We start from the raw sequence: 18,968 nt of genomic DNA, 5'->3' as shown, positions 1-18,968 counted from the left end.
TCCCGGCCGCGCGCCTGCACAAACCCGCCACGGGGGCGCGGTAGGTTGCCCAACTGTGAATCGGGTCGCAGTGTTCGCCATGGCCCCCGGGGTCGTTGTCGCGACCGTGCTCACGCTCTCGGGGTGCGGATCGGGCGATTCCACCGTCTCCAAAACCCCCGACGCCGGACCCGGTCCGGCCCCGACCTCGGTGTCCACCCCTGCCGCGAAGGCGGCCCCGGCGCCGGCGCCGCCCCAGGCCGATCCCTGCGCGGTGAACCTGGCCGCCCCCGAGATCTCCAAGGCCGTCTCGGAGTTGCCCCGGGACCCACGCAGCAATCAGTCCTGGAGCCCCGAGCCGCTGGCGGGCAACTACAACGAGTGCGCCCAGCTGTCGGCGGTCATCGTGCGGGCCAACACCAACTCCGAACACCCCAACACCCGAGCCGTGCTCTTCCACCTGGGCAAGTTCATCCCGACCGGCGTGCCGGACACCTATGGCTTCAACGGCATCGACAAGACGGCCAGCACGGGCGACACCGTGGCACTGCAGTACTCCGGCGGACTCCACGGACTGGCCAGCACGGTGAAGTTCCGCTGGAACGGCGGCGGCGTGGAGTTGATGGGCAACATCTAGCTTTCGCCCTGCCTCGAAACAGCAGTCAGGGTCGTGAAGGCAGCGGCTTGACAACCGCACGTGCTGTTTCGCGAGGGAAAGCAACGATGTCGGCGCCCTCACCTACAGTGGCAGCGTGTTCGTCACCGACGAGAGCGCGTCGGGTCCGACGGTCATCTACAGCGCCTCGGATCTGGCCGCGGCAGCCCGCTGCGAGTACGCCCTGCTGCGTTCGTTCGACGCGCAGGTCGGCCGTGGCCCCGCGGTGTCCTCCGACGACGAATTGCTGGCTCGCACCGCACAACTCGGCGGCGAACACGAGCAGCGCCATCTCGAACAGCTACGAGCCGACACTGCATCGTCTGGGGTGACGGTGATCGGCAGGCCCACCTACACCGCGGCCGGGCTGACCACCGCTGCCGAAGCCACCCTGGAAGCCGTGCGACGCCGCGACCCGGTGATCTATCAGGCCGCGATGTTCGACGGGCGGTTCGCCGGGTTCGCCGATTTCCTGATCTGGGACGGGCAGCGCTACCGCCTGCGGGACACCAAACTGTCTCGCTCGGTGAAGGTGGAGGCGCTGCTTCAGCTGGCCGCCTACGCCGACGTGCTGTCGGGCGCCGGGGTGCCGGTCGCCGACGAGGTCGACCTGGTCCTCGGCGACGGCGCGATGTCCAGCTACCGCGTCGACGAACTGCTGGCGGTGTACCGGCCGCGGCGTGCCGCGCTACAGGCACTGCTCGACGGTCATCTGGCCGGCGGCGCAGCGGTGCACTGGTCCGACGACACGGTGCGGGCGTGTTTCGGCTGCAGTGAATGCGAGCAGCAGATCCGCGCCACCGACGACCTGTTCCTGGTTGCCGGGATTCGGGCCGGCCAGCGCGCCCGGCTCATCGAGGCCGGTGTCACCACCACCCATCAATTGGCCGACCACACCGACGCAGTGCCCGGGTTGGCCCAGCGCGCCCTGACCGCTCTGCGGGGCCAGGCCCGCCTGCAGGTGGCACCGCAGCCAGATGGCAAGCCGCCGTACGAGGTCGTCGATCCACAACCGCTGATGCTGCTGCCGGATCCGGACAAGGGCGACCTGTTCTTCGACTACGAAGGCGACCCGTTGTGGACGGCCAACGGCCAGGACTGGGGCCTGGAATACCTGTGGGGCGTCTTGGGCGCGGAAGGCAACTTCCAGGCGTTGTGGGCGCACGACCGGGCCAGCGAACGCCAGGTACTCATCGATTTCCTTGACCTGGTTCGCAAGCGGCGCAAGCGTTTTCCCAAGATGCACATCTACCACTACGCGCCTTATGAGCGCAGCACCCTGCTGCGACTGGCCGGCCGCTACGGCGTGGGCGAGAACGCTGTCGACGACCTGCTGCGCAACGGCATCCTCGTCGACCTGCTTCCGTTGGTGCGCAAGAGCATTCGCGTTGGCACCGAGAACTACAGCATCAAGTCGCTGGAACCGCTGTACATGGGCAACGAACTGCGCGACGGTGAGGTCACCAAGGCCACCGATTCGATCACCGAATACGCCCGCCACTGCGCACTGCGCGATGCCGGTCAGCACGACGAGGCCGCCACCGTGCTCAAGGAGATCGAAGACTACAACCGCTACGACTGCCGGTCCACCCACCGATTGCGGGACTGGCTGATCAACCGGGCGTTCGAAGCCGAGGTGCCGCCGCGCGGCCCACAACCGGTGCGCGACGGAGCACCGATCGAGAAGGCCGACGCCGTCGAACGCAAGCTGCTCCGCTTCGCCGGGGACGGAGTGGAACCTCGAACGGCAGAGCAGCAGGCGGTGGCACTCGTGGCCGCCGCCCGCGGCTTCCACAAGCGTGAGGACAAACCGTTCTGGTGGGGTCATTTCGACCGGCTGAACAATCCGGTCGACGAATGGGCGGACAGCACAGGTGTTTTCGTCGCCGACAAGGTGCAGGTCGTCACCGACTGGCACACCCCGCCGCGGGCCCGCAAGCCGCAGCGACAGGTGCTGTTGACCGGCGCCATCGACTCCGGGGAGCTGGGTAACGAGGTCTACGCGCTGTACCCGCCGCCGGCGCCGGCAGGCCTGTCCGACGACCCGGACCGTCGCGGCTTCGGCAGCGCCACCGTCGTCGGCTGCGACAACCCGGAGGCACCCACCGAGGTGCTGATCACCGAACGCCAGCCCAAGGACGGTGGCACGTTCACCCAGTTCCCGTTCGCGCTGACCCCTGGCCCGCCGATCAACACCCGGCCCCTGCAGGTGTCCATCGACGACACGGCGGCCACCGTGTCCGCCGGACTGCCGGCACTTCCCGCCGACGCGGTGACCGACGTGCTGCTGCGGCGTCCGCCGCGCACCGTCAGCGGCCGGCCACTGCCCCGCACCGGTGAGGCCGCCGCCGACATCACGGCAGCACTGCTGGATCTGGATTGCTCATACATCGCGGTGCACGGCCCGCCCGGCACCGGCAAGACCCACACCTCGGCACAGATCATCGCCCGCCTTGTCAACGAAAACGGTTGGCGCATCGGCATCGTCGCCCAGTCCCACGCGGTGATCGAGCACCTGCTGGATCAGGTACTCGATGCCGGTGTGAGCCCCGAGCGGGTCGCCAAGAAACGCAAGGGCGACGACCCGCGGTGGACGGCGGTCAGCGAAAACGCCTATGCCTCGTTCGTCGCCGATCACCCCGGATGCGTGATCGGCGGCACCGCATGGGATTTCGCGAACGAGGCGCGGGTCCCGCGCCGTTGCCTCGACCTGCTGGTGATCGAGGAGGCAGGCCAGTTCAACCTGGCCAACACCATCGCGGTGGCGCCGGCCGCGCGCAATCTGCTGCTCCTGGGCGATCCGCAGCAATTGCCCCAGGTCTGCCAGGGCACCCACCCCGCACCGGTCGACGATTCCGCATTGGGCTGGCTGGTCGAGGGCGCGCACACGCTACCGGCCGACCGCGGGTATTTCCTGGACCGCTCGTTCCGGATGCATCCGGCCGTGTGCGGCCCGGTGTCGCGACTGTCTTACGACGGACGGCTGCAGTCACACGAAAAGGTCAGTGCCGCACGCAAAGTCGACGGTGTCCAACCCGGAGTCCGCGCACTCGAGGTCGCACACCTGGGCAATTCGACCGACAGTCCCGAAGAGGCCCGCGCGATCGTCGCGGCCATCATCGGCCTGATCGGCACCACCTGGACCGACGAGCATGGCAGCACGTCTCTGGACCAGGACCACTTCCTGGTGGTGACGCCCTACAACGCCCAGGTGACCACGGTGCGCCGAGCCCTCGACGCGGCAGGACTGACCGAGGTTCAGGCCGGCACGGTGGACAAGTTCCAGGGCAGACAGGCCCCGGTGGTGTTCGTGTCGATGACGGCATCCTCGGCCGCCGATGTGCCCCGCGGGATCGGGTTCCTGCTGAACCGCAACCGGCTCAACGTGGCGATCAGCCGGGCCAAATACGTCGCGTACATCGTGCGCTCACCCCAGCTCACCGACTATCTGCCGGCCCAGCCCGACAGCCTGATCGCACTCGGCGCATTCCTGGCCCTGACCGACCCTGTGATAAACCCAACCGGTGACTGAAACGCTTACCGAAACGCTTGCCGGGATCGTCGGTGCAGGCTATGTCACCACCGACCCCGACGTGTTGGACGGCCGCTGCGTCGACCACACCGGGCGTTACCGCGGGCAGGCGTCAGCGCTGGTGCGCCCCGGCAATGCCGATGAGGTGGCCGCGGTGTTGCGGGCCTGCCGCGACGCGGGAGCGTGTGTCACGGTGCAGGGTGGCCGGACCTCGCTGGTGGCCGGGACGGTGCCCGAGAACGACGACATCCTGCTGTCCACCGAACGACTCAACGACATCGGCGCCGTCGACACCGTCGAGCGCCGGGTCAGCGTCGGCGCCGGGACTCCCCTGGCCGCGGTGCAGCGGGCCGCGGCGGCCGCCGGCCTGGTGTTCGGGGTGGACCTCGCCGCGCGCGAATCGGCCACGGTCGGCGGGATGGCCTCCACCAACGCAGGCGGGCTGCGCACGGTGCGCTACGGCAACATGGGCGAGCAGGTGCTCGGCCTGGACGTCGCGCTGCCCGACGGGTCGGTGGTGCACCGGCACAGCCAGGTACGCAGCGACAACACGGGCTACGACCTGGCCTCCCTGTTCGTCGGCGCGGAGGGCACCCTCGGCGTGATCACCGCACTGGACCTACGGCTGCACCCCACGCCCTCCCACCGGGTCACCGCGATCTGCGGGTTCGCCGACCTGGATGCGCTGGTCGGCGCGGGGCGGATCTTCCGTGACCTCGAGGGCATCGCGGCCCTGGAGCTGATCGACGCCAGGGCCAGTGCATTGACCGCCGAACACCTCGGCGTGGCCGCCCCGGTCGCCGGTGCCTGGCAGTTGCTCATCGAACTGGCCGGCGACGGGGACCAGACCGAACGCCTGGCCGACGCGCTGGAAGGCACCGACCTGTGCGGTGAACCCGCCGTCGGCGTCGACGCGACCGCGCAGCAGCGGTTGTGGCAGGTCCGTGAGTCGGTGGCCGAGGTGCTCGGATTGTTCGGCCCGCCACTGAAATTCGACGTCTCGCTGCCGCTGTCGGCGATCCGGGGTTTCGCCGACGCATCCGCCGAATTGATCGCAGGCCATGCGCCAGAAGCGATCCCGGTCCTGTTCGGTCACATCGGCGAGGGCAACCTGCACCTGAACGTGCTGCGCTGCTCCACCGACGCAGAACCCGGGCTGTACGCCGCGATGATGACGCTGATCGCCGAGTGCGGCGGCAACGTCAGCTCCGAACACGGCGTCGGCTCGCGCAAACGCGACTATGTGGCGATGTCACGCACCGAGGCCGACATCGCGGCCATGCGCACCGTCAAGGCCGCGTTCGATCCGGGCGGCTACCTCAATCCCGCTGTGCTGTTCCGTCACGATCGGCCATGAACTCGGCGTAGATGTTCTCCCATACCGGCGGCGCGCGGAACGAGTCCGTCACCGCGTCACCGTCCTCGTCGTGGCCGTTCACGTCGTGGCCGTCGGTGCCGACGGTGAACTCGACGTAGTCGTCGTCATCGTCGTCGCGGGGATCGAGGTAGGGCTCGGGGTTCGCGTCCTGCACAGGCGCAGCCGCGAAAGTCGATTCCGTCCCGAAACCCAGTAGGAACAGGGCAGCGACCACACCGAAGAGCGCGACGAACGCGGGCAGCAGCATGGACTGCGACATCGCCGCGGCGAACGGCGCGTGAAGGAACTCGGGCAGTTCGGCGGCCGCACCCTCGCCACGGGGCGCCGCACTTGCGGCCCCTGGCATTTCGGCGCCGATGCGCGACGTCATGTACGCCGCGATACCGGCGCTGCCCAGCACCGAACCGACCTGGCGCGTGGCGTTGTACACACCCGACCCCGCCCCGGCCAGGTCCGGTGGCAGGTTACGGGTCGCGGTCGCCGCCAGCGGGGACCAGATGAACGCCATGCCGATGCCCATCACCAACTGCGGCAGCAGCAGCCGCCAGATGGGTGTCGTGGGGGTCATCTCCACCGCCAGCCAGGTCAACCCGATGGCCATGGCCGAGAAGCCGAAGCCGATCACCGGCGTCGGATGCGCACGGTCGACGATGCGGCCCACCACCGGAGCCAGCGCACCGCTGGCGATCGCGGTGGGCGCGGTCAACAGGGCCGAGCGGATCGGCGACAACCCGCACACGGTCTGGGCGTAGAACATCAACGGCAGGATCATCGCGGTCACCGCGAACCCGATCGTCGCCACGCCCACGTTGGCCAGGCTGAAGTCGCGGTCTTTGAAGATCCGCAGCGGGATCAGCGGTTCGGCGGTGTTGACCGCCTGCCAGCACACGAACGCCACCATCACCGCGATGCCGACCGCACCGGTGGCCCACACCCAGGGTGCCCAGTCCCGCGACTGGCCCTCCTGCAGCGCGAACACGATCAGGAACATGCCGACGCCGGACAACACCACGCCCAGTACGTCGAACCGGTGCGCCTGGGTGGGCAGCACCGGGACCAGCCACACCGCCAGCGCCAGACCCAGGATTCCGATCGGCACGTTGACGAAGAAGATCCACTGCCAGCCCAGTCCTCCGACCAGGACGCCACCGGCGAGCGGCCCGACCAGGGTGGCCACGCCTGCGGTCGCACCCCACACGCTCATCGCCACCCCGCGCCGCTCGGCCGGGAAGATGCGGGTGATCGTCGACAACGTCTGCGGCGTCAGCAACGCCGCACCGATGCCCTGCACCACGCGAGCGGCGATCAACATCTCGATGCTGCCGGCCAGACCACACCACAGCGAGGCCGCGGTGAACACGGCCAGCCCGGCCAGATAGAGGTTCTTGGGCCCGTACACATCGCCGAGCCGTCCCGCGACGAGCAGCGGCACCGCGTAGGCGAGCAGGTAGGCGCTGGTCACCCAGATCACGCCGTCGTAGTCGGCGCCGAGCTGCTCCATGATGGTCGGGTTGGCGACCGCGACGATCGTCGCGTCCACCAGGATCATGAAGAAGCCGACCATCATGGCCCACAGCGCGTTCCACGGATTCTCCGGACGCGCGGGCACCCTGCCCTGCGGGCTCGGGGTGCGGGCGTTCAGCGCTTGGGACATGTCGATGTGGTGTGTTGGGCCTCGGGTCTGACGCTACCCGGGGCCGGGTCAGGCTGGCTCGACAACCGCCTCCGGAGCGACGTCGAGCGCGTCGCCTGGATATTCGCCGGGCTCGTCATCACCGTTACGCCGACCGACCAGCAGCAGCGCCGTCAAGGCAATCGCCATGCCGGCCGTCATCACCCACGACAACGCCGGCGCGCCGTTGCCCAGGGCCCCGATCGCCGGCGCCACCGCGGCGCCGAGCCCGAACTGCGCCGCGCCCAGCAGCGCGGCCGCCGTTCCCGCGGCGTCGGGATGGCGCGACAGCGCGACCGCCGGGGCGTTGGGGAGCACCAGACCCATCCCCGCCAGGATCGCGAGCACCGGCACCAGGAACGCGGACAGCCCGCCCACGTGCGCGACTGTCAGCACGACGAACACCACGCCGGCCAGCGTCGACCAGCTCAGCGCCGCCACGGTGATGGCCTGGGGCGAGAACCGGCGCAGCAGCACCACGTTGAACTGCGTGGAGCCGATCAGCGCGATGGCGCCGGCGGCGAACACCAGCGCGAACGCCTGCTGGTTCAGCCCGTAGTGGCCCTGCAGGACGAACGGTGCGGCCGAGATGTAGGCGAACAGTCCGGACATACCCAACGCGGCCACCAGCACGAGGATCACGAACCGCGAGTCACGGAGCAGCTCGATATAGGTGCCGATGATGCCGCGCACCGCCAGCGGGCGCCGGTGCGACACCGGCAGCGTCTCGGGCAACGCGAGCGCGGCCATCGCCAGCAGTCCGCCGGCCACCACCACCAGCGCGACGAAGACCCAGTGCCAGGACCCGTGCAACAGCACCGCCGCGCCCAACGACGGGGCCAGGACCGGGGCCACCCCGAGCACCAGCATCAGCCGCGACATCACCGTTGCCGCCACCGTGCCACTGAACAGGTCGCCGACCACGGCGATGGCAACCACCGAAGCGGCCGCCGCACCCATGCCCTGCAGTCCGCGCGCCACACCGAGGACGGTGATGTCGGGAGCCAGCACACACAGCACCGAGGCGAGCATGTGCAGCACGATGCCTGCCATCAACGGGCGCCTGCGTCCCAGCGAGTCCGACAGTGGGCCGACGATCAACTGCCCCAGCGCCAGGCCGGCCAGGGTGCCGGTGAGCGTCAGCTGGGACACCGAGGAGGAGACCGACAGCTCGTCGGCGATCCGCGGCAGCGCCGGCAGATACATGTCGATGGTCAGCGGACCCAACGCGACGAGGGCACCCAGCACCAGGATCATCCGGATCCGGCTCGGCGCGGCCGGCACTGTCGTCTGGTCCACGTCGGGCGATGATGCCATGAAGCTGAACAGCCCCGCATCCCGGTTTTTTGTTCCCTGCCGCATCCGCGGAGCGCACGCAGTGACAGCGGTCACCCTCGGGCACCGGCACCGGGTCGCCGTTCGTTCTCCCCACGTCAGGTCACGCGTTAGCCTGGCAGTCAACGATGGGTTCACACCTGGGAGGCCCCGAAGTGCGAGCGCGGTCCAAGCCACTACCGGCGAAGGTCGAAGAGACCGAAGATCCCAGCGCGGCGGCCAGGGCGCTGTCGGCCATCATCGAGCGCAGCTCACGCGTCCAGGCTCCCGCTGTCAAGGCCTATGTGGACCGGCTGCGCAGCCATCAGCCCGATGCCACCCCGGCCGAGATCGTCACCCGGCTCGAGAAGCACTACCTGGCCGCGGTGATGGCCAGCGGTGCCGCCGTCGGCTCGGCGGCGGCCTTCCCCGGCATCGGAACCCTGGCCGCGCTGTCGGCCGTGGCCGGCGAGACCGTCGTGTTCCTGGAAGCCACCTCGGTGTTCGTGCTGGCGGTCGCAGAGGTCCACGGCGTCCCCGCCGACCACCGTGAACGGCGTCGCACCCTGGTGCTCTCGGTGCTCGTCGGCGACGACAGCAAGCGCGCCATCGCAGACCTGCTGGGCACCGGACGCACCAGCGGCGCATGGCTGTCCGACGGTGCCGCGACGCTGCCGTTGCCCGCGGTCTCGCAACTCAACTCCCGGCTGGTCAAGTACTTCGTCAAGCGGTATACGCTCAAGCGCGGCGCGATGGCTTTCGGCAAGATGCTGCCGGTCGGCATCGGTGCTGTCATCGGCGGCGTCGGCAACCGGCTGATGGGTAAGAAGATCGTCGCCAACGCCCGCCAGGCGTTCGGTGCGCCCCCGCCGCGGTGGCCTGCAACGTTGCATGTGCTGCCGTCCGCGAACTCCGCCAGCCCCATGCCGACCTCGGATGGTGCCGAAAGGCGATAGCCTTTATGCGGCGGTCGAGCGGGGTCAACCGCCCACAGAAGAACACAAGCGGCAAGCCTCCTTGTGACGGCTGGCCGGACACAAGAATCGAGGCGAGTGTCTGCCGTGAGCAGTTCACCTTCACCATTCGGGCAGAACGAGTGGTTGGTCGAGGAGATGTATCGCAAATTCCGCGAGGATCCCTCTTCGGTGGATCCGAGTTGGCACGAATTTCTAGTCGACTACTCCCCTGAGCCCACCACCGACAACACCGTCGCCAACGGACAATCCACGCCGCCGGCAGCTCCGGCGGCGCCCGCCGCCGCCCCGGCAGCAACGCCTGCCGCGCCCGCGGCAGCTGCTCCGGCAACTCCCGCCCCGGCGGCTCCCGCCCCGGCTCCGGCAAAGGCGGCTCCGGCTCCGGCCAAAGCGGCTCCGGCCAAGGCGGCCAAGGCGGGTCCCACCCCAGCCGAGGGCGACGAGACGCAGGTGCTGCGCGGCGCCGCGGCGGCCGTCGTCAAGAACATGAACGCCTCGCTCGAGGTGCCCACCGCCACGAGCGTGCGGGCCATCCCGGCCAAGCTGATGATCGACAACCGCGTCGTCATCAACAACCACCTCAAGCGCACGCGTGGCGGCAAGGTCAGCTTCACCCACCTGCTCGGCTATGCCATCGTGCAGGCGGTCAAGAAGTTCCCGAACATGAACCGGTACTTCGCCGAGGCCAACGGCAAGCCCGCCGCGGTCACCCCGGCGCATACCAACCTCGGCCTGGCCATCGACCTGCCCGGCAAGGACGGCAACCGCTCACTGGTCGTGGCCGCGATCAAGCGCTGCGAGACCATGCACTTCGGCCAGTTCATCGCGGCCTACGAGGACATCGTGCGCCGGGCCCGCGACGGCAAGCTGACCGCCGAGGACTTCTCCGGGGTCACCATCTCGCTGACCAACCCCGGCACGATCGGCACCGTGCACTCGGTGCCGCGACTCATGCAGGGCCAGGGCGCGATCATCGGCGCCGGCGCCATGGAGTACCCGGCCGAGTTCCAGGGGGCCAGCGAGGAACGCATCGCCGAGCTGGGCATCGGCAAGCTGATCACCCTGACCTCGACCTACGATCACCGGATCATCCAGGGCGCGGAGTCCGGCGACTTCCTGCGGACCATCCACCAGTTGCTGCTCGACGACGAGTTCTTCGACGAGATCTTCCGCGAACTCGGCATCCCTTACGAGCCGGTGCGCTGGCGCACCGACAACCCGGATTCGATCGCCGACAAGAACGCCCGCGTCATCGAGCTGATCGCGGCCTACCGCAACCGCGGCCACCTGATGGCCGACATCGACCCGCTGCGGCTGGACAACACGCGTTTCCGCAGCCACCCCGACCTCGACGTGAACAGCCACGGCCTGACGCTGTGGGACCTGGACCGCGAGTTCAAGGTCGACGGGTTCGCCGGCAAGCAGTACATGAAGCTGCGCGACGTGCTCTCGGTGCTGCGCGACGCGTACTGCCGCCACATCGGCGTCGAGTACACCCACATCCTCGAGCCGGATCAGCAACGCTGGCTGCAGGAACGCGTCGAGATCAAGCACGACAAGCCGACCGTCGCCGAACAGAAGTACATCCTGAGCAAGCTCAACGCCGCCGAGGCGTTCGAGACCTTCTTGCAGACCAAATACGTTGGGCAGAAGCGCTTCTCGCTTGAAGGCGCCGAAACCGTCATCCCGATGATGGACGCCGCTATCGACCAGGCCGCCGAGCACGGCCTCGACGAGGTGGTCATCGGCATGCCGCACCGCGGCCGGCTCAACGTGCTGGCCAACATCGTCGGCAAGCCCTACAGCCAGATCTTCACCGAGTTCGAGGGCAACCTGAACCCGTCGCAGGCGCACGGCTCCGGCGACGTGAAGTACCACCTCGGCGCGTCCGGCAACTACATCCAGATGTTCGGGGACAACGACATTCAGGTGTCGCTGACCGCCAACCCGTCACATCTCGAAGCGGTCGACCCCGTGCTCGAGGGTCTGGTCCGGGCCAAGCAGGATCTGCTGGACCCCAGCAGAGACGCCGATGTCTCCGGCGAGTACCCCGTCGTCCCGCTGATGCTGCACGGCGATGCGGCGTTCGCCGGTCAGGGCGTGGTCGCCGAGACGCTGAACCTGGCTTTGCTCAACGGCTACACCACCGGTGGCACCGTCCACATCGTGGTCAACAACCAGATCGGGTTCACCACGGCGCCAACGGATTCGCGCTCCAGCGAGTACTGCACCGACGTGGCCAAGATGATCGGTGCGCCGATCTTCCACGTCAACGGCGACGACCCGGAGGCCTGCGCCTGGGTGGCGCGGCTGGCGGTGGACTTCCGCCAGGCGTTCAAGAAGGACGTCGTCATCGACATGCTGTGCTACCGCCGCCGCGGACACAACGAAGGCGACGACCCGTCGATGACCCAGCCGTACATGTACGACGTCATCGACACCAAGCGCGGCTCCCGCAAGGCCTACACCGAAGCCCTGATCGGCCGTGGCGACATCTCGATGAAGGAGGCCGAGGACGCCCTGCGCGACTACCAGGGCCAACTGGAACGGGTGTTCAACGAGGTCCGCGAACTGGAGAAGCACGCGGCCGAGCCGAGCGAGTCGGTCGAGTCCGACCAGCAGATCCCGCAGCGGCTCGCGACCGCGGTCGACAAGTCGCTGCTGGCCCGCATCGGCGATGCCCATCTGGCCCTGCCGGACGGGTTCACCGTGCACCCGCGCGTCAAGCCGGTGCTGGAGAAGCGCCGCGAGATGGCCTACGAGGGCAAGGTCGACTGGGCGTTCGCCGAACTGCTGGCGCTCGGGTCGCTCATCTCCGAGGGCAAGCTGGTCCGATTGAGCGGCCAGGACACCCAGCGCGGCACGTTCACCCAGCGTCACGCCGTGATCGTCGATCGCAAGACCGGCGAGGAGTTCACGCCGCTACAGCTGCTGGCCACCACCACCGACGGCACCTCGACCGGCGGCAAGTTCCTGGTGTACAACTCGGCGCTGTCGGAGTACGCCGCGGTGGGCTTCGAATACGGCTACTCGGTGGGCAACCCGGACGCAATGGTGTTGTGGGAGGCCCAGTTCGGCGACTTCGTCAACGGCGCCCAGTCGATCATCGACGAGTTCATCAGCTCCGGTGAGGCCAAGTGGGGCCAGCTCTCCGACGTCGTGCTGCTGCTCCCGCACGGCCACGAGGGCCAGGGTCCCGACCACACCTCGGGCCGTATCGAACGCTTCCTGCAGCTGTGGGCCGAGGGTTCGATGACCATCGCGGTGCCGTCGACCCCCGCGAACTACTTCCACCTGTTGCGCCGCCACGGCCTCGACGGCATCCAGCGTCCGCTGATCGTCTTCACCCCGAAGTCGATGCTGCGCAACAAGGCCGCCGTCAGCGACATCCGCGATTTCACCGAGAACAAGTTCCGTTCGGTGCTGGAGGAATCCGTCTACACCGACGGTGAGGGCGACCGCAGCAAGGTCACCCGGGTCCTGCTGTGCAGCGGCAAGATCTACTACGACCTGGCGGCACGCAAGGCCAAGGACAACCGTGAGGACGTCGCGATCGTGCGCGTCGAACAGCTCGCCCCGCTGCCGCGGCGCCGGCTGGCAGAGACGCTGGACCGCTACCCGAACGTCACGGAGAAGTTCTGGGTCCAGGAGGAGCCGGCCAACCAGGGTGCGTGGCCGTCGCTGGGTCTGACCCTGCCCGAGGTGCTGCCCGAGTACTTCACCCCGATCAAGCGGATCTCCCGGCGCGCGATGTCGGCTCCGTCCTCGGGGTCGTCGAAGGTGCATGCCGTCGAGCAGCAGGAGATCATCGACCTGGCATTCGGGTAACCCCCGCTGCGCGAGCGTGCGTGTCTGCCGGCCAACACTCCGGTGTATGTCGACATTCTGCGCACGCTCGCGGGCGGGGTTTGAATCACCTCGCGCACAATGCTGTTCGCACCGGGCGGTGGTCACTAGACAACTAGGGTGACCATCGCAGCCGCCCCGCCCACCGCATCCACGGCGACGCCCGCCTCGGGAAACCCGGTGCGCACGGCGGTGCTGGCCAGTGTGCTCGGGACGACGATCGAGTGGTACGACTTCTTCCTCTACGCCACGGCGGCGAGCCTGGTGTTCAACCACACCTTCTTCCCCGACCAGAGCTCGTTTGTCGGCACGATGCTGGCATTCGCCACCTTCGCGGTCGGCTTCGTGGTCCGGCCGATCGGCGGGTTCGTCTTCGGTCACATCGGCGACCGGATCGGGCGCAAGAAGACGCTCGCGCTGACCATGCTGTTGATGGGCGCGGCCACCGCGCTGATGGGTGTGCTGCCCACCGCGGCGCAGATCGGTGTGCTGGCGCCGGTCCTGCTCCTGGTGTTGCGCGTGGTCCAGGGATTCGCCCTCGGCGGTGAATGGGCCGGCGCGGTGCTGCTGGCCGTCGAGCACAGCCCCCGTCAGCGCCGCGGATTGTTCGGAAGCATCCCGCAGGTCGGGCTGGCCCTGGGCCTGGCCCTGGGCACCGGGGTGTTCGTGCTGCTGCAGCTGTGGCTGTCGGCCGAGGCATTCCAGGCCTACGGATGGCGCATCGCGTTCCTGTTCAGCGTCGTGCTGGTGATCTTCGGCGTCGTGGTGCGGTTCCGGGTGGCCGAGACCCCGGCGTTCGAGAAGCTGCGCGACGACGACGACCGCGCGGCGGTCCCCGTGAAGGAGATCTTCCGTCCCCCGGCGCTGCGCTCGACGGTGCTGGGCCTGCTGTCGCGCTGGGGCGAGGGCGCCGCGTTCAACACCTGGGGCGTGTTCACGATCTCGTACGCCACCGCGACCCTGCACCTGGGCAAGGTGCCCGTATTGGTGGTGGTGACCGCCGCGGCGCTGCTCATGGCGGTGCTGCTGCCCGTGTCAGGTCTGTTGGCCGACCGGTTCGGCCCCAAGGCGGTCTACGCGTCGGGCATCGCCGCGTACGCCGTGGTGGTGTTCCCGGCGTTCGCATTGTTCGGCACCGGCAGCATCGTGGCGTACGCGGTGGGGATGTTGTTGGCGTTCGGCGTCATTCACGCCTGGTTCTACGGCGCGCAGGGCACGCTGTACGCGTCCCTGTTCCCGACCCGCACCCGCTACACGGGGTTGTCGACGGTGTACCAACTCTCCGGCGTGTACGCATCGGGCCTGACTCCGCTGATCCTCACGGCGCTGATCGCCGCCGGTGGCGGTACACCGTGGTTGGCGTGCGGATATCTGGTGGCCACCGCAGTCGTCAGCGTCGTGGCCACGCTGTTGTTGCGTCCGGAGCATTAGGCGTCAGCACGACTCAACACGTGAGTACCAGCGGGCCCGATTCGGTGATCGCCACGGTGTTCTCGGTGTGGGCGGTGCGGGAACCGTCGGCCGACCGGATGGTCCAGCCGTCGCGGTCGTAGACGATGCGGTTGGTGCCCGCGGCCAGCCACGGCTCGAGCGCCAGCGTCATCCCCGCCCGCAACTTCATGCCGCGGCCCGGTTTGCCCCGGTTGGGCACGTGCGGATCCTCGTGCATGGTCCGGCCCAGTCCGTGCCCACCGAATTCGAGGTTGACGGGGTACCCGTAATCGGCGGCGACGGCACCGATGGCGGCCGAGATGTCACCGAGCCGGTTACCCGGTCGCGCGGCGGCGGTACCGGCGGCCAGCGCCTCCTCGGTGGCCCGGACCAGGCGTACGTCGGCGGCCGCGGGGGTCCCGACGATCACGGTGCGGGCCGCGTCGGCGACCCAACCGTCGATGGACACCGCGAAGTCCAAGCTGAGCACATCGCCATCGCGCAGCCGGTAGTCGTGCGGAAGACCGTGCAGCACAGCGTCGTTGACCGACAGACAGATCACGTTGCGGAAGGGCCCTTTGCCGAACGACGGGTCGTAGTCCCAGTAACAGGACTCCGCCCCGCGGCGTTTGACCATGTCACGAGCGTGGTGTTCGAGCTCGAGCAGGTTGACTCCGACCGCCGCGATCCCGCTCAGCTCGCCGAGCACCTCGGCCACGAACCGCCCGGTGACCCGCATCTTCTCGATCTCGGCCTCGGTCTTCAGCTCGATCATGCCCACACCCTCCTCGGTATTTAAATACCAACACTAGCGGTATACAAATACCGGCGCTACCGTGGTGCCGTGGTCCGCACCCCGCTCACACCCGCACAGATCGCGGCCGGCCGACGGCTCGGCGAGACCCTGCGGGCAGCCCGGGGCACCCGCTCGCTCGACGAAGTGGCCCAGCACGCCGGCATCTCCCCGGAGACCTTGCGCAAGATCGAGACGGGACGGCTGCCCTCCCCCGCGTTCGGCACGGTCGTCGGGTTGAGCGCCGCACTGGACATCCCGCTGCAGACCCTCGCCGACGTGTGGCAGGAAGCCGCCGCGGCGGAGGCCGCCATATGCGAGACCGCCGGTACCGCGTAGCCTCGTAACTCAACACGTGTCGGACTACGCGAGGGAGTGTTCTATGGAGGGCTTCGCCGGAAAGGTCGCCGTTGTGACCGGCGCCGGATCGGGCATCGGGCAGGCGCTGGCCATCGAGCTGGGACGTTCGGGCGCCAAACTGGCGATCTGCGACGTCGACACCGAGGGCCTCGCGGTCACGGAGGAACGCCTCAAGGCGATCGGCGCAGAGGTGAAGACCGACCGGATCGACGTCACCGAGCGCGAGGCCTTCCTGCTCTACGCCGACGCGGTCAAGGAGCACTTCGGCAAGGTCAACCAGATCTACAACAACGCGGGCATCGCGTTCACCGGAGATGTCGAGATCAGTCAGTTCAAGGACATCGAGCGCGTGATGGACGTGGACTTCTGGGGCGTCGTCAACGGCACCAAGGCCTTCCTGCCGCACCTGATCGAATCCGGCGACGGGCACGTCGTCAACGTCTCCAGCCTGTTCGGCATCTTCTCGGTTCCGGGCCAGGCCGCCTACAACTCGGCCAAGTTCGCGGTGCGCGGCTTCACCGAGGCCCTGCGTCAGGAGATGGCCCTGGCCAAGCACCCGGTCAAGGTGACGTGTGTGCACCCGGGCGGGATCAAGACCGCCATCGCGCGCAATGCCACCGCCGCCGAGGGACTGGATCAGAAGGCACTCGCCGAGACTTTTGACCGCAAGCTCGCCAACACCACCCCGCAGCGCGCGGCCACGATCATCCTCGAAGCGGTACGCAAGGACCGGGCACGGGTACTCGTCGGCGCCGACGCCAAGATCCTCGACGTCATCGTGCGGATCACCGGCTCGGGGTACCAGAAGCTGTTCGCGGGGGCGATGGGCCGGATGCTGCCGCGCTGACGCGCCGGGGTTGCCGAGGGACTAGTGGCCCAGCGGGTTGGCCTGGAGGAACGCGTCGGCCACCGCACCGGGATCCTTGCCCTCGGCGACCTGCCTGCGCATATCGGCCAGTGACCCCGTGTCCAGGACACCGGCGATCTCGTTGAGTGCCAGGATCTGGCGTTCGTCGAGCGTGTTGCGGCGATACAGCGGCACCACGTTCTCGCCACGGATCAGAGACGTCTTGTCGGCCAGCACGGTCAGGTCCGACGGGATGGCCGGATCGGCCGTCGTCGACCAGGCCGCGTTGATCCTGCCCGCGCGCAGTGCCGCGAACAGGCTCTTGTCGTCGGGAAACCTGCCGGCCTCCGGCAGTGCGCAGGAACCCACCGCCCTGGGCACCAAGGTATCCGCCACCGCACCCGGGCGCGCCTGCGCGCAGTTGCGGCGCACCGCGCTCAGATCGGAGCCGCCCCACGCCGTGGCGGTGGCCTCGGTGACCACCAGCGCGGGCTTGTCCTGCGCCGACATCGTGTAGTCGCCCGCCGCGACACCTTCCGGTAGCGCCGACACCAGATCCCGGTAGACCTGCTCATCCGCGCGGGCGGTCGCGCCCGGGTTCAGCTCCGTCAGGAACCGGCCGGTGAACCCCGGCTGCACCGTCACCGATCCGGAATCGAGCACGCTGGGAACACCGTCGGTTCCGGTGACCGCGGCCGGCGTGCCGTAGTAGCGCAGCGCCGCCGCATACAGATGGCCGAGCAGCGCCGACTCGGGCGCCGGCCCCGCCCCGACCGAGAGAACGGCCGGGGCCGACTGGCTGCCGCAACCGGCCGACACCAGTGCGAACAGCAGCAGCAGTGCCAACGCCAGGGTGCGGCGCATTCGCGAGCTCAGGACTCTTCGGGGTCAACCGCCGCTGCGACCGCGGCCGCGACCGCGGGGCCGACCCGCGGGTCCAGCGCGCTGGGCACGATGTGGTCGACCGCCAGATCGTCGCCGACGACCGAGAAGATCGCCTCGGCAGCCGCCACCTTCATCTTCTCGGTGATGCGGCGGGCACCGGCGTCGAGCGCTCCGCGGAACACCCCGGGGAAGGCCAGCACGTTGTTGATCTGGTTCGGGAAGTCGCTGCGTCCGGTCGCCACGACCGCCGCGTACTTGCGAGCGGCGTCCGGGTGGATCTCGGGATCCGGGTTGGACAGCGCGAAGACGATGCTGTTCGGGGCCATCGTCGCGATGAGCTCCTCGGGCACGACGCCGGCCGACACTCCGAGGAAGACGTCGGCGCCCTCGAGCGCCTCGGCCACACCGCCGGTGAGCTTGCGCGGGTTGGTGCGCCCGGCCAGCTCCGCCTTGAAGGCATTGAGGTTGTCACGGCCGGAGTGCACGATGCCCTGCGAATCGAGCACGACCACGTCGGTGATGCCCTTGTTTAGCAGGATGTTGGCGCAGGCCACACCCGCTGCACCGGCGCCCGAGATGACCACGCGCAGTGAGTGGATGTCGCGCTCGAGCACCTTGGTCGCGCCCAGGAGCGCGGCCAGCACCACGATCGCGGTGCCGTGCTGGTCGTCGTGCATGACCGGGCAGTCGAGCGCCTCGATGACCCGGCGCTCGATCTCGAAGCACCGCGGCGCCGAGATGTCCTCCAGGTTCACCGCGCCGAACGTCGGACGCAGCCGGATCAGGGTCTCGACGATCTCGTCGGGATCCTTGGTGTCGAGCACGATCGGGATCGAGTTCAGCCCACCGAAGGACTTGAACAGCGCGCTCTTGCCCTCCATGACCGGCAACGACGCCGCCGGGCCGATATCGCCGAGCCCCAGCACCGCAGTACCGTCGCTGACCACCGCCACCAGGCGGTTGGCCCACGTGTACTTGGCCGCGAGGGTGTGATCAGTGGCGATCGCGCGGCTCACCTGGGCAACCCCGGGGGTGTAGGCGATCGACAGCGCACGCTGGGTGTCCAGCGGCTCCTTCAACTCGACCGAGAGCTTTCCGCCTTCGTGAGCATCGAAGATCTCGGCGTCGTCGATGACAACTTGCGGGGTGCGCTCCGCTGGCGAGCGCTCGGGCGAGGAGGCGACAGTACTTTCGGACACGGCGCAAGGGTACTTCAATGCGATTTCTCACAGGGTCGGGTTCCCCGCTGGTGAGCGTTACTTAACAGTAGGTACGCGTAGCATTCGTTGTGCTGATCAGGTT

The 18,968-nt window shown here is 68.6% G+C and carries 13 protein-coding genes; 8 read left to right on the top strand and 5 right to left on the bottom strand.

All coding sequences use genetic code 11. From position 1 onward, the window contains the following. Nucleotides 1–79: 79 nt before the first annotated feature. The 3 genes from ACNQR1_RS12245 to ACNQR1_RS12235 all read left to right on the top strand — a co-directional run bounded on the left by ACNQR1_RS12245 (nucleotide 80) and on the right by ACNQR1_RS12235 (nucleotide 5,523). Nucleotides 80–616 carry an LppP/LprE family lipoprotein gene (locus ACNQR1_RS12245; RefSeq protein ID WP_418050347.1) on the top strand — a complete coding sequence of 179 codons (537 nt, stop codon included), beginning with the start codon at nucleotides 80–82 and terminating at the stop codon, nucleotides 614–616. A gap of 115 nt (nucleotides 617–731) precedes the next feature. Further along, the gene (locus ACNQR1_RS12240; protein ID WP_418046301.1) at nucleotides 732–4,166 is read left to right on the top strand and encodes a TM0106 family RecB-like putative nuclease; all 3,435 of its coding nucleotides are present in this window, start codon (nucleotides 732–734) and stop codon (nucleotides 4,164–4,166) included. Then, nucleotides 4,159–5,523, top strand: a complete 1,365-nt coding sequence (locus ACNQR1_RS12235) for an FAD-binding oxidoreductase (protein ID WP_418046300.1) — start codon at nucleotides 4,159–4,161, stop codon at nucleotides 5,521–5,523. Before ACNQR1_RS12240 ends, ACNQR1_RS12235 begins: the two co-directional genes overlap by 8 nt. On the opposite strand, the gene ACNQR1_RS12230 is transcribed toward ACNQR1_RS12235, so the two are convergent. Both ACNQR1_RS12230 and ACNQR1_RS12225 read right to left on the bottom strand, forming a co-directional pair. After that, nucleotides 5,486–7,198 carry a DHA2 family efflux MFS transporter permease subunit gene (locus ACNQR1_RS12230; RefSeq protein WP_418046299.1) on the bottom strand — a complete coding sequence of 571 codons (1,713 nt, stop codon included), beginning with the start codon at nucleotides 7,196–7,198 and terminating at the stop codon, nucleotides 5,486–5,488. The two genes, ACNQR1_RS12235 and ACNQR1_RS12230, sit on opposite strands and share 38 nt — an antisense overlap. A gap of 48 nt (nucleotides 7,199–7,246) precedes the next feature. After that, nucleotides 7,247–8,533: a multidrug effflux MFS transporter gene (locus tag ACNQR1_RS12225; protein ID WP_418046298.1), complete on the bottom strand. Its 1,287-nt coding sequence runs from the start codon at nucleotides 8,531–8,533 to the stop codon at nucleotides 7,247–7,249. 146 nt (nucleotides 8,534–8,679) lie between these two features. Between ACNQR1_RS12225 and ACNQR1_RS12220 the strand changes: the two genes are divergently transcribed. The 3 genes from ACNQR1_RS12220 (at nucleotide 8,680) to ACNQR1_RS12210 (ending at nucleotide 14,781) form a co-directional block, all read left to right on the top strand. Further along, nucleotides 8,680–9,486 carry a hypothetical protein gene (locus ACNQR1_RS12220; protein WP_418046297.1) on the top strand — a complete coding sequence of 269 codons (807 nt, stop codon included), beginning with the start codon at nucleotides 8,680–8,682 and terminating at the stop codon, nucleotides 9,484–9,486. Nucleotides 9,487–9,642: 156 nt separating this feature from the next. Further along, complete coding sequence (locus tag ACNQR1_RS12215) at nucleotides 9,643–13,332, top strand: multifunctional oxoglutarate decarboxylase/oxoglutarate dehydrogenase thiamine pyrophosphate-binding subunit/dihydrolipoyllysine-residue succinyltransferase subunit (protein ID WP_418050346.1); 3,690 nt, start codon at nucleotides 9,643–9,645, stop codon at nucleotides 13,330–13,332. 138 nt (nucleotides 13,333–13,470) lie between these two features. Continuing rightward, a complete protein-coding gene (locus ACNQR1_RS12210) occupies nucleotides 13,471–14,781 on the top strand; it encodes an MFS transporter (RefSeq protein ID WP_418046296.1) in 1,311 nt (436 codons plus the stop codon). A 13-nt stretch (nucleotides 14,782–14,794) separates the two neighbouring features. On the opposite strand, the gene map is transcribed toward ACNQR1_RS12210, so the two are convergent. After that, nucleotides 14,795–15,556 (bottom strand): type I methionyl aminopeptidase, encoded by a 762-nt coding sequence (gene map / locus ACNQR1_RS12205; protein ID WP_418046295.1) that lies wholly within the window; start codon nucleotides 15,554–15,556, stop codon nucleotides 14,795–14,797. Between the two features lie 69 nt (nucleotides 15,557–15,625). Between map and ACNQR1_RS12200 the strand changes: the two genes are divergently transcribed. Continuing rightward, a complete protein-coding gene (locus ACNQR1_RS12200; protein WP_418046294.1) occupies nucleotides 15,626–15,913 on the top strand; it encodes a helix-turn-helix domain-containing protein in 288 nt (95 codons plus the stop codon). A gap of 43 nt (nucleotides 15,914–15,956) precedes the next feature. Then, complete coding sequence (locus ACNQR1_RS12195) at nucleotides 15,957–16,781, top strand: SDR family NAD(P)-dependent oxidoreductase (RefSeq protein ID WP_418046293.1); 825 nt, start codon at nucleotides 15,957–15,959, stop codon at nucleotides 16,779–16,781. A gap of 21 nt (nucleotides 16,782–16,802) precedes the next feature. Here the strand turns inward: ACNQR1_RS12195 and ACNQR1_RS12190 are convergent, their stop codons facing one another. Then, entirely contained in the window at nucleotides 16,803–17,645 is an 843-nt protein-coding gene (locus tag ACNQR1_RS12190) for a glycine betaine ABC transporter substrate-binding protein (RefSeq protein WP_418046292.1), read from the bottom strand. 8 nt (nucleotides 17,646–17,653) lie between these two features. Then, complete coding sequence (locus ACNQR1_RS12185) at nucleotides 17,654–18,865, bottom strand: NAD(P)-dependent malic enzyme (protein ID WP_418046291.1); 1,212 nt, start codon at nucleotides 18,863–18,865, stop codon at nucleotides 17,654–17,656. Nucleotides 18,866–18,968: the final 103 nt, after the last annotated feature.

This window comes from Mycobacterium sp. 48b (genome assembly GCF_048282725.1).
In the GTDB taxonomy this organism is placed as follows: domain Bacteria; phylum Actinomycetota; class Actinomycetes; order Mycobacteriales; family Mycobacteriaceae; genus Mycobacterium.
Note: the sequence above shows the minus strand (reverse complement) of the source record. Positions and strands in the feature narration are given on the sequence as shown.